This is a genomic window from Pseudomonas sp. GM60, from assembly GCF_000282415.1.
GTDB classification, from domain to species: domain Bacteria; phylum Pseudomonadota; class Gammaproteobacteria; order Pseudomonadales; family Pseudomonadaceae; genus Aquipseudomonas; species Aquipseudomonas migulae.
In genome coordinates, this window is record NZ_AKJI01000065.1 from 71,931 (window position 1) to 83,959 (window position 12,029).

A 12,029-nucleotide genomic window follows, 5' to 3' on the forward strand; every position below is an offset into this window, starting at 1 on the left:
AGGTCCTTATTTGCCGAAGGTGACGTTGATCCCCGCGAACAATGTGAACTGCGGCAAGCCATCGCCCTTGCGCTCGACGGTCCACTGCGGCTCGATGAAGGCGTTGAGAATATTGGACCCGGATTTCCAGACCTTGCCGGCACCCAGACCGAGGGGGATGTAATGGGTGTCGTTCTTCAGGTCGAAGGTCCAGGTGGCAGTGGAACGCAGGTACCAGCCTCTATCGAGGTTGTGAATGACAAACGGCTGCAGGGTGGCCGATTCGACATGCGGGCGGTCGCTGTCGCCGGCAAAAGAGCTCTGGTATTGCACCAACGCACCGAGCAAGCCACGAGGCGATGAATCAATCGCAATGGCCGCCAGCCCCGCTTGCCACTTGCCGGTGCCGAGCTCGTCCCGATCGGCGTAGGGCGCGGTGATCATCGGGCCAATGCCCAACTGCACGCCTTCGGTCTTGAGCAGGAAGATATCGAACAGGTTCAGATCGCCTTCGCCGGTGCTGTAGCCACCGTGCGGATCGGGACGGGTGCTGATCGGTGCGGTGGCGCGCAGCAATTGCGGGACGCCGATGAAGTCGTTGGGCGCAATCGGCAGTGTCCCGCGCACCAGCAAATCGTTGGTGTGGATATTCGAGTCGTAGTACTTCGGGGTGTAGTAGTCCTGCAGGTTCATCCCCGGTGCGAGGTTCAACGGGTTGTTGCTTTTGTTGGCCGTGTCGGCGTTGTCGGCCTGAGCACAAACGGCGGACGTTATTGAAACCGCCAACAAAAGGGCGCTCGCACCTGGAGTGTTCGACATGATTCCCCGGTTCCTTGGTGGCTCATTGGTCTACTCGGCACTTGGCGGCCGTTACTGCGTAATCTCTTTCCTATCAAGCCTGTAGGACATGTCTGATGACGTTAGCAGTTGCGCGCGGGTTATCCAGTCGAAGGGATTAATTCGTTGGTGTTGCGTATGGCAGAAACGAAAAGCAAGTACTCAGCGCTTGTTCATCTGCTCACGCTGCCGCTCCTCCTGTTCCCGCAGTTCCGGCGTAAACTCGGCCCCAAAATCCTCCGCCTCGAACACCTGGCGAATCTCGATTTCGGCTTCGGTGCCGGGCATTGGGTTGGGGCAGCGCTTGACCCATTCGATGGCTTCTTCTTTCGACTTCACCTGCCATAACCAAAATCCGGCAATCAGTTCCTTGGTTTCGGCAAACGGGCCGTCGATCACTGAGCGTTTGTCGCCCGAAAAACGCACGCGAGCGCCTTTACTGCTTGGGTGCAGACCTTCTCCCGCCAGCATGATCCCGGCCTTGACCAGTTCCTCGTTGTAATTGCCCATCGCGGTCAGCAGTTCTTCGCTGGGCATGACGCCGGCTTCGGAGTCCGCGCTGGCTTTGACAATGATCATGAATCGCATGGCTTTTCTCCGCTGGATTTGAGTGATTCACAGCATGGTCGAATGGCCATGACCTGAATCGACAGCACAACGCACAAATTTTTGGCTGTACACGGACCTGTGGGGGCGAGACCGGCTTGCCGGCGAAGAGGCCCTTACATTCACCGACTGATCTAACGCCTTCGCGAGCAGGCTCGCTCCCACAGGGTTGCAGTGTTGCGAAAACTGCATCACTGCGGGTATTCATGTTCTGTGGCGAGTTATCACGATTTGTATCCGGGGTAGGTCACCGGACCATTTCATGGTTAACTTCTGCCTCGTCGAATTCTCCACATCAACGTTCAGAAGGACACCGTTCATGGCTCAAGTCACTCTCAAAGGCAACCCGGTTCAAGTCAACGGCCAACTGCCTCAAGCCGGTTCCAAGGCGCCAGCCTTTTCCCTGGTTGCCGGCAATCTGTCCGATGTGACCCTGGCGAGCTTCGCCGGCAAGCGCAAAGTGCTGAACATCTTCCCAAGCGTCGACACCCCGACCTGCGCCACGTCGGTGCGCAAGTTCAACGCCCAGGCCAATGACGTCGCCAACACTGTCGTGCTGTGCATCTCCGCTGACCTGCCGTTCGCCCAGGCCCGTTTCTGCGGCGCCGAAGGCCTGGAAAACGTACAGAACCTGTCGACCCTGCGCGGTGCCGAGTTCATCGAGAACTACGGCGTGGCCATTGCCGATGGTCCGCTCAAAGGCCTGACCGCCCGTGCCGTTGTGGTACTGGACGAGAACGACAACGTGCTGCACAGCGAGCTGGTCAAGGAAATCGCTGAAGAGCCGAACTACGAAGCGGCGCTCGCTGTTCTGAAATAAGCTTACTTTTACAATTGTTAACGGCCTGGCCCTGTCCAGGCCGTTTTCATTTGTGCTTCAGTGTCTTAGATAAGTCTCCTGTTACGTAAGCCGAAGGTAAATTGCCGGTAAAGGCGCTTTGCTAAATCCCCGCCAGTGCTTATCGTTCAGCCTCCCGTAGAAAAAGCCCACGCGCCCAATGGTTGATCATTCAATGCAATCCTCTGCTCCCCGTAGTCCTCGTCGCTGGCTGTTCGGCCTGCTTGTCTTGTTGGTCATCGCCGGCCTGTGCTGGAAATTCTGGCCTGGCAGTGCTGCGCCAAAAGAAGGCAACGGACAAAAAGCCGTGGCCGGGCACACCGGCAGGGCCGGGGGGATGCGTCCTGGATTCGGCGGGGCGACCGGGCCGGTTCCGGTGCGTGTGGCGCCGGCGGTCAAGGGTGACTTCCCGCTGTATTACAAGGCGTTGGGCACCGTGACGGCGCTGAACACCATTAATGTGCGCAGCCGGGTGGGCGGCGAACTGATCAAGGTATCGTTCGAAGAAGGGCAGATGGTCAAGGCCGGTGACTTGCTGGCGGAAATTGATCCACGCCCTTACCAGAACGCTTTGCTGCAAGCCGAAGGCACCTTGTTGCAGAATCAGGCGCAACTGAAAAACGCGCAGGTCGATGTCGAGCGTTATCGCAACCTGTACCGCGAAGACAGTATCGCCAAGCAAACCCTGGACACCGCCGAAGCGCTGGTCGGCCAATATCAAGGCACGGTCAAGACCAATCAGGCGGCGGTCAACGACGCCAAGCTCAATCTCGAATTCACCAAAATCCGTGCGCCGATAGCCGGCCGTGTGGGCCTGCGTCAGCTCGACGTCGGCAACCTGGTGGCGGCCAACGACACCACGGCGCTGGCGATCATCACCCAGACCCAACCGATCAGCGTGGCGTTCACCTTGCCGGAAAACAGCCTCGACGTGGTGCTGACCCGCTATCGCAGCGGCGCCAAGTTGCCCGCCGAAGCGTGGAACCGTGGCGACACCCAAATACAGGCCACCGGTGTATTGCAGAGCCTCGACAACCAGATCGACGTCACCACCGGCACCCTGAAATTCAAGGCGCGCTACGAAAACCGTGATCAGGCGCTGTTCCCCAATCAGTTCGTCAACGTCCACCTGTTGGCCGACACCCTCAAAGGCGTGGTACTCGCGCCGTCGGCAGCGATTCAATTCGGCACCAACGGCACCTTCGTCTATGCGATGGATGGCGACAAGAAAGTCACGATCCGCCAGTTGAAAGTCGGCGCCAGCGATGGAGACAACACCGTGATCACCGAAGGCCTGGCCGCCGGCGATCGTGTCGTCCTGGAAGGCACCGACCGCCTGAAGGAAGGCAGCGAAGTAGAAGTAGTCAACGACACCAAGGATGTGCCGACCACCCCGACCGGGCACCTGCAAGGTAAATCGGCGGCCGACGCGACTGAGCCGGCGACCACCGACAAGGCGAAAAAGGGCGGCGCATGAACATCTCGCGGCTGTTCATCCTTCGCCCGGTCGCCACGACCCTGAGCATGCTGGCCATTATTCTGGCCGGCGTGATCGCCTATCGACTGTTGCCAGTGTCGGCGTTACCGCAGGTCGATTACCCGACCATTCGCGTGATGACCCTCTATCCCGGCGCCAGCCCGGACGTCATGACCAGCGCCGTCACCGCGCCGCTCGAACGCCAGTTCGGTCAGATGCCGGGTCTCACCCAAATGGCCTCGACCAGCTCTGGTGGCGCTTCGGTGCTGACCCTGCGGTTCAGCCTCGACATCAACATGGACGTCGCCGAGCAGCAGGTGCAAGCCGCGATTAACGCCGCGACCAATCTGCTGCCCAAGGACCTGCCGGCGCCGCCGGTGTACAACAAGGTCAACCCGGCGGACACCCCGGTGCTGACCCTGGCGATCACCTCCAAAACCATGCTGTTGCCCAAGCTCAATGATCTGGTCGATACGCGCATGGCGCAGAAAATCGCCCAGATCAGCGGCGTCGGCATGGTCAGCATTGCCGGCGGCCAGCGTCAGGCGGTGCGGATCAAGGTCAACCCCGAGGCCCTGGCGGCCAACGGCCTGAACCTGTCGGACGTCCGCACCCTGATCGGCGCCTCCAACGTCAACCAGCCCAAGGGCAACTTCGACGGCCCGACCCGGGTCTCGATGCTCGATGCAAACGATCAACTGACCTCGCCCAAGGATTACGCCAACCTGATTCTGGCCTACACCAACGGCGCGCCGTTGCGGCTCAAGGACGTGGCGGAAATCGTCGATGGGGCGGAGAACGAGCGCCTCGCAGCCTGGGCCAATGAGAATCAGGCGGTGTTGCTGAACATTCAGCGCCAGCCGGGCGCCAACGTCATCGAGGTGGTCGACCGGATCAAGGCCTTGCTGCCGAGCATCACCGACAACTTGCCGGCCGGTCTCGAGGTCACCGTACTGACCGACCGCACCCAAACCATCCGCGCGTCCGTCACCGATGTGCAACACGAACTGCTGATCGCCATCGCGTTGGTGGTGATGGTCACGTTCCTGTTCCTGCGTCGGGCCAGCGCCACGATCATTCCATCGGTGGCCGTGCCGCTGTCGCTGATCGGCACCTTCGGCGTGATGTACCTCGCCGGATTCTCGGTGAACAACCTGACCTTGATGGCGCTGACCATCGCCACCGGTTTCGTGGTGGACGATGCGATCGTCATGCTGGAGAACATTTCCCGGTTCATCGAAGAGGGCGACAGCCCGTTGAACGCGGCGCTCAAGGGCGCCAAGCAGATTGGCTTTACCCTGATTTCCCTGACGCTGTCGCTGATCGCGGTACTGATTCCGCTGCTGTTCATGGCCGACGTGGTAGGGCGCTTGTTCCGCGAATTTGCCATCACCCTGGCGGTGGCGATCCTGATTTCCCTGGTCGTGTCGTTGACCCTGACACCGATGATGTGCGCGCGGTTGCTCAAGCGTGAACCCAAGGAAGAAGAGCAAGGCCGCTTCTACCGGGCCAGCGGCGAAGCAATTGATTGGATGATCGCGGCTTACGGGCGCAAGTTAAAGTGGGTTCTCAAGCATCAACCGCTGACGTTGCTGGTGGCCATCGGCACTTTGGCGCTGACGGTGTTCCTTTACATGGTCGTGCCGAAGGGCTTCTTCCCGGTGCAGGACACCGGGGTGATTCAGGGGATTTCCGAGGCGCCGCAGTCAATTTCCTTTGCGGCGATGAGCGAGCGGCAGCAAGAACTGGCGAAGGTGATCCTCGCGGATCCGGCCGTAGAGAGTCTGTCGTCCTATATCGGCGTCGATGGCGACAACTCGACGTTGAACAGCGGTCGCCTGCTGATCAACCTCAAATCACACAGCAATCGCGACTTGAGCGCCACCGAGGTGATTGCCCGCCTGCAACCGGAACTCGACAAGCTGGTCGGTATCCGTCTGTTCATGCAGCCAGTGCAAGACCTGACCATCGAAGACCGGGTCAGCCGCACGCAGTACCAGTTCAGCATGTCGTCGCCGGATTCCGAGTTGCTCAGCCTGTGGAGCAGTCGATTGGTTGAGGCTCTGGCCCAACGGCCGGAACTGACCGACGTCGCCAGCGACCTACAGGACAAAGGCTTGCAGGTTTATCTGGTGATCGACCGCGATGCCGCGTCGCGGGTCGGCGTATCGGTGTCGAACATCACCGACGCGCTGTACGACGCCTTCGGCCAACGGCAGATTTCGACCATTTACACCCAGGCCAGCCAGTACCGTGTGGTCCTGCAATCGCAGTCCGGCGAGAAAATCGGCCCGGACGCGCTGAACCAGATTCACGTCAAGACCACCGATGGCGGGCAAGTGCGCCTGTCCAGCCTGGCGCACATCGAAGAACGTCAGGCGCAACTGGCGATCACCCACATCGGCCAGTTCCCGGCGGTGATGATGTCCTTCAACCTCGCACCCGGCGTGGCGCTGGGGCATGCGGTGCAAATCATCGAGCAAGTGCAAAAGGACATCGGCATGCCGATTGGCGTGCAGACTCAGTTCCAGGGCGCGGCCGAGGCGTTCCAGGCTTCGCTGTCGAGCACCTTGCTGCTGATTCTGGCGGCGGTGGTGACCATGTACATCGTGCTCGGCGTGCTCTACGAGAGCTACATCCACCCGATCACCATCCTCTCGACCTTGCCCTCGGCGGCGGTCGGCGCCTTGCTGGCGTTGCTGTTGAGTGGCAATGACCTGGGGATGATCGCAATCATCGGCATCATTTTGCTGATCGGCATCGTGAAGAAAAACGCGATCATGATGATCGACTTCGCCCTCGATGCTGAGCGCAATCAGGGCATGGACCCGGAAACGGCGATCTATCAAGCCGCGCTGCTGCGGTTCCGGCCGATTCTGATGACCACGCTGGCGGCGTTGTTCGGCGCGGTGCCGTTGATGCTCGCCACCGGTTCCGGCGCTGAGTTGCGTCAGCCGTTGGGTCTGGTGATGGTCGGTGGTTTGTTGGTGAGTCAGGTACTGACGCTGTTCACCACGCCTGTTATCTACCTGTACTTCGACCGCCTCGGTCGGCGCTGGGGCCGCAAGTCCGAGTCCGTGGAAGTGGTCGAGCAGCCATGAACCTCTCCGGACCTTTCATCAAGCGCCCGGTCGCCACCATGTTGCTGAGCCTGGCGATCATGCTGCTGGGCGGGGTGAGCTTCGGCTTGCTGCCGGTGTCGCCGCTGCCGCAAATGGATTTCCCGGTGATCGTGGTTCAGGCCAGCCTGCCCGGCGCGAGCCCGGAGGTAATGGCCTCGACCGTGGCCACGCCGCTCGAACGTTCCTTCGGCGCCATTGCCGGGGTCAACACCATGAGCAGTCGATCCAGCCAGGGCTCGACCCGGGTCATTTTGCAGTTTGACCTCGACCGCGACATCAACGGCGCAGCGCGGGAAGTGCAAGCGGCGATCAACGCCTCGCGCAACCTGCTGCCGAGCGGGATGCGCAGCATGCCGACCTACAAGAAGGTCAACCCGTCCCAGGCACCGATCATGGTGCTGTCGCTGACCTCGGACGTTTTGGAAAAGGGCCAACTCTACGATTTGGCCTCGACGATCCTGTCCCAGAGCCTGTCCCAGGTGCAGGGCGTGGGTGAAGTACAGATCGGCGGCAGCTCTTTGCCGGCGGTGCGTATCGAACTTGAACCGCAGGCGCTCAACCAATACGGCGTGGCGCTGGACGATGTGCGTAACACCATCGCCAATGCCAACGTGCGCCGGCCCAAGGGCTCGGTCGAAGACGGTCAGCGTTTGTGGCAGGTTCAGGCCAACGATCAACTGGAAAAGGCCAAGGACTACGAGTCGCTGATCATCCACTACAACGGCGGTGCGGCACTGCGCCTGAAGGATGTGGCGAAGGTCAGCGACGGTGTCGAAGACCGTTACAACAGCGGTTTCTTCAACGACGACGCGGCGGTGCTGCTGGTGATCAACCGCCAGGCCGGCGCCAACATCATCGAGACCGTCAACGAAATCAAGGCCCAGCTCCCGGCACTGCAAGCGGTACTGCCGGCCAGCGTCAAATTGAACCTGGCCATGGACCGCTCGCCGGTGATCAAGGCGACCCTGCATGAAGCGGAAATGACCCTGCTGATTGCCGTGGCGCTGGTGATTCTGGTGGTGTTCCTGTTCCTCGGTAACTTCCGCGCTTCGCTGATTCCGACCCTCGCGGTGCCGGTGTCGCTGGTCGGCACCTTCGCGGTGATGTACCTCTATGGGTTCTCGCTGAACAACCTGTCGCTGATGGCATTGATTTTGGCCACCGGGCTGGTGGTGGACGACGCCATCGTGGTGCTGGAGAACATTTCCCGGCACATCGACGAAGGCGTGCCGCCGATGAAGGCCGCTTACCTCGGGGCACAGGAAGTCGGCTTTACGCTGCTGTCGATGAACGTGTCGCTGGTGGCGGTGTTCCTCTCGATCCTGTTTATGGGCGGGATCATCGAAAGCCTGTTCCGTGAGTTTTCCATCACGCTGGCGGCGTCCATCGTGGTGTCGCTGGTGGTCTCGCTGACGCTGACACCGATGCTGTGCGCCCGTTGGCTCAAGCCACATACGCCGGGTCAGGAAAACCGTTTGCAGCGCTGGAGCCAGCGCGCCAACGAGTGGATGGTCGGCAAATACGCCACCAGCCTTGACTGGGTGCTGCGCCACCGTCGTCTGACGTTGCTCAGTTTGATCGTGACAGTTGGCGTTAATATTGCGCTGTATGTTGTTGTTCCTAAAACGTTTTTACCTCAACAAGATACCGGCCAACTGATCGGTTTCGTGCGCGGCGACGATGGTCTGTCGTTCAGCGTTATGCAGCCGAAAATGGAAATCTTCCGCCGTGCCGTGTTGAAAGATGAGGCAGTGGAAAGCGTCGCCGGCTTCATCGGTGGGACTAACGGCACCAACAACGCCTTCATGCTGGTGCGTCTGAAACCGATCAAGGAACGTGGCGTGTCCGCGCAAAAAGTCATCGAACGCCTGCGCAAGGAAATGCCCAAGGTTCCCGGCGCACAGTTGATGCTGATGGCGGATCAGGACCTGCAGTTTGGCGGTGGTCGTGAACAGACCAGCTCGCAGTATTCCTACATCCTGCAAAGCGCCGACCTTGGCGAATTGCGTCAGTGGTACCCGAAGGTCGTCACCGCGCTCAAGGCATTGCCGGAGCTGACCGCGATTGACGCCCGTGAAGGACGCGGCGCGCAGCAAGTGACCTTGATCGTCGATCGCGATCAGGCCAAACGCCTGGGTGTCGACATGGACATGGTCACCGCCGTGTTGAACAACGCCTACAGCCAGCGGCAGATTTCGACGATCTACGACAGCCTTAACCAGTATCAGGTGGTGATGGAGGTCAATCCGAAGTACGCCCAGGACCCGATCACCCTCAAGCAGGTCCAGGTGATCACCGCCGACGGCGCGCGGATTCCGCTGTCGACCATCGCCCATTACGAAAACAGCCTGGAAGATGATCGCGTCAGCCATGAAGGCCAGTTCGCCTCCGAAAGCATTTCCTTCGACATGGCCGAAGGCGTGACCGTGGAGCAGGGCACTGCGGCCATCGAACGGGCGATTGCCAAGCTCGGTATGCCGGAAGATGTCATCGTCAAAATGGCCGGTACAGCCGATGCCTTTGCCGCCACGCAAAAGAGCCAGCCGTGGATGATTCTTGGCGCGCTGGTGGCGGTGTATCTGGTGTTGGGCGTGCTGTATGAAAGCTACATTCACCCGCTGACCATTCTTTCGACCTTGCCGTCGGCCGGGGTCGGCGCGTTGCTGTCGATCTATGCATTGGGCGGCGAGTTCAGCCTGATCTCGTTGCTCGGCCTGTTTTTGCTGATCGGGGTGGTGAAGAAAAACGCCATTCTGATGATCGACCTCGCGCTGCAACTGGAGCGGCAAAAGGGCCTGGAACCGCTGGAGTCGATTCGCAGCGCGTGCCTGCAACGTCTGCGTCCGATTCTGATGACCACGCTGGCGGCGATCCTCGGGGCGTTGCCGCTGCTGCTGAGCCGTGCCGAAGGTGCGGAAATGCGCCAGCCGCTGGGCCTGACCATTATCGGCGGGCTGATCTTCAGTCAGGTGCTGACCCTTTACACCACCCCGGTGGTTTACCTCTATCTCGACAAACTGCGCCATCGTTTCAATAAATGGCGTGGGGTGCGTACTGATGCTGCTCTGGAAACTCCGCTATGACTGACCGTTCGCTTATCAACCTGTCTGCACCGCTGATCACGGCCAGAGGCTCGCGTTTGTTGAGCCTGTCGCTGTGCGTGGCGCTGCTCAGTGCCTGCGCCATCGGCCCGGATTACCAGCGCCCGACGGCCGCCGCGCCGGTGCAGTACAAGGAGGCGGCTGGTTGGCGTCAGGCCAACCCGAGCGATTCCCTGGCCCGCGGTGCCTGGTGGGAGCTGTATGGCGATCAACAGCTCAACGGCCTGATCGACAAACTCAACAGCGCCAACCAGACCGTTGCTCAGTCCGAGGCCCAGTACCGTCAGGCCCAGGCCCTGGTGCGCAGTGCCCGCGGCGCTTTCTTCCCGACGGTGGACCTGACCGTCGGGAAAAACCGTTCCAGCCAGGGCACCGGCAGCAGCAGTTCGAGCCTGAGCAGTTCCTCCAGCGGTATTCGCAACACCTACACGGCCCAGGCCGGGGTCAGTTGGGAGGCCGACGTCTGGGGCAAACTGCGCCGGGGCCTTGAGGCCGACACCGCCAACGCCGAGGCAAGTTTTGCCGATCTGGCGGCGATGCGGTTGAGCCAGCAGTCGGAGTTGGTGCAGAACTACCTGCAATTGCGCGTGATCGATGAGCAAAGACGCCTGCTGCAAGCGACGGTCGAGGCGTATCAGCGCTCGCTGAAAATGACCGAAAACCAGTACCGCGCCGGCGTTTCCGGCAAAGACGCGGTGGCACAGGCCACCACTCAGCTCAAGAGCACCGAGGCCGAGTTGGTCGATCTGATCTGGCAGCGCGCCCAGTTCGAGAACGCTATCGCCGTACTGATCGGGCTGCCGCCCGCTGAGTTCAGCCTCGCAGAAACCACGGACATCCCGCTGCTGCCCGACGTGCCGCTGAACCTGCCTTCGCAATTGCTCGAACGTCGCCCGGACATCGCCTCCGCCGAGCGCTCGGTGATGGCGGCCAACGCCAACATCGGCGTGGCCAAGGCAGCTTATTACCCAGACTTGACGTTGAGTTTGAACGGCGGTTACAGCAGCAGCACCTCTTCGAACTGGATCAGTGTGCCTAACCGCTTCTGGTCGGTCGGCCCGCAACTGGCAATGACCCTGTTTGACGGCGGTCAGCGCTCGGCGGAAGTCGACCGCAGCGAAGCGGCCTATGACGAAACTGTCGCCAAATACCGTCAGACCGTGCTCGACGGTTTCCGTGAAGTGGAAAACTACCTGGTTCAGCTCAAGGTCCTGGAAGACGAATCCGCCGTGCGCCAACAGGCACTGGACGCGGCGCGTGAGTCCCTGCGCCTGACCCAGAACCAGTACAAGGCCGGCTTGATTGCTTATCTGGATGTGGTCGTGGTGCAAGCCACGGCGCTGAACAATGAACGCAACATGCTGGACTTGTTGCAGAGCCGGCTGATCGCCAGCGTACAATTGATTGCGGCGCTGGGCGGCGGATGGGACGGCCAGCTCGAACTCAACAACTGACCCCTGTATTCCCGTGTTCCCCCGTATCCCTGTAGGAGCTGTCGAGTGAAACGAGGCGGCGATTTTTGATCTTGCTCCAGATCTTCATTGCCTGAAAGAATCGCCGCCTCGTTTCACTCGACAGCTCCTACAGAGGTGTGGGGTGCGGCTCGGGCGTAACGTTTCAGAGGTATTGCGGGCGATCAAACAAGCGTTTCATCGGCTTGATGGCCCTTTGCTAATTTTCTCAGTGCGTTCTTTTGTGCAATCAGTACAATCGCCCGATTTGCCCCCCGAGAACGGAAGCAGTACGGCGGGGTAGTCGCGAGAAATCCAATGCTCATCGGTAGCTATTCACCCACGCTGGTTATCATTTCGCTCTTCGTAGCGATTCTCGCCTCCTATACCGCACTCGACATGACCGGGCGCATTGCCACCGCCAAAGGTCGGGCCGTGCATTTGTGGACGGCGGGCGGGGCTTTTGCGATGGGCATTGGTGTGTGGTCGATGCATTTCATCGGCATGCTCGCGTTCAAATTGCCGATTGACCTTGGCTACGATGTCACGCTGACATCGCTGTCGCTGCTGACCGCGTTCCTGTCCAGCGGCTTCGCCCTGTGGCTGGTCAGCCAGCCA

General features: G+C 60.4%; 8 protein-coding genes. 6 read left to right on the top strand and 2 right to left on the bottom strand.

What is annotated here, in order from left to right; all coding sequences use genetic code 11:
- Nucleotides 1–6: 6 nt before the first annotated feature.
- The gene (locus tag PMI32_RS12860) at nucleotides 7–798 is read right to left on the bottom strand and encodes a hypothetical protein (protein ID WP_008030198.1); all 792 of its coding nucleotides are present in this window, start codon (nucleotides 796–798) and stop codon (nucleotides 7–9) included.
- A gap of 180 nt (nucleotides 799–978) precedes the next feature.
- Complete coding sequence (locus PMI32_RS12855) at nucleotides 979–1,404, bottom strand: YciI family protein (RefSeq protein ID WP_008030201.1); 426 nt, start codon at nucleotides 1,402–1,404, stop codon at nucleotides 979–981.
- A gap of 337 nt (nucleotides 1,405–1,741) precedes the next feature.
- Here PMI32_RS12855 and tpx point away from each other — a divergent pair, with 337 nt between their 5' ends.
- The 6 genes from tpx to PMI32_RS12825 all read left to right on the top strand — a co-directional run.
- Nucleotides 1,742–2,242: a thiol peroxidase gene (gene tpx, locus PMI32_RS12850; protein WP_008030203.1), complete on the top strand. Its 501-nt coding sequence runs from the start codon at nucleotides 1,742–1,744 to the stop codon at nucleotides 2,240–2,242.
- A 178-nt stretch (nucleotides 2,243–2,420) separates the two neighbouring features.
- The gene (locus PMI32_RS12845) at nucleotides 2,421–3,737 is read left to right on the top strand and encodes an MdtA/MuxA family multidrug efflux RND transporter periplasmic adaptor subunit (RefSeq protein WP_032828793.1); all 1,317 of its coding nucleotides are present in this window, start codon (nucleotides 2,421–2,423) and stop codon (nucleotides 3,735–3,737) included.
- Nucleotides 3,734–6,838 carry an MdtB/MuxB family multidrug efflux RND transporter permease subunit gene (locus PMI32_RS12840; RefSeq protein WP_008030209.1) on the top strand — a complete coding sequence of 1,035 codons (3,105 nt, stop codon included), beginning with the start codon at nucleotides 3,734–3,736 and terminating at the stop codon, nucleotides 6,836–6,838. The genes PMI32_RS12845 and PMI32_RS12840 overlap by 4 nt, the downstream gene beginning before the upstream one ends.
- Complete coding sequence (locus tag PMI32_RS12835; protein ID WP_008030210.1) at nucleotides 6,835–9,942, top strand: efflux RND transporter permease subunit; 3,108 nt, start codon at nucleotides 6,835–6,837, stop codon at nucleotides 9,940–9,942. The genes PMI32_RS12840 and PMI32_RS12835 overlap by 4 nt, the downstream gene beginning before the upstream one ends.
- Nucleotides 9,939–11,414, top strand: a complete 1,476-nt coding sequence (locus PMI32_RS12830) for an efflux transporter outer membrane subunit (RefSeq protein WP_008030212.1) — start codon at nucleotides 9,939–9,941, stop codon at nucleotides 11,412–11,414. Before PMI32_RS12835 ends, PMI32_RS12830 begins: the two co-directional genes overlap by 4 nt.
- 315 nt (nucleotides 11,415–11,729) lie before the next feature.
- Nucleotides 11,730–12,029, top strand: a 300-nt coding sequence (locus tag PMI32_RS12825) for an MHYT domain-containing protein (protein ID WP_008030214.1), incomplete at its 3' end; no start/stop codon positions are given.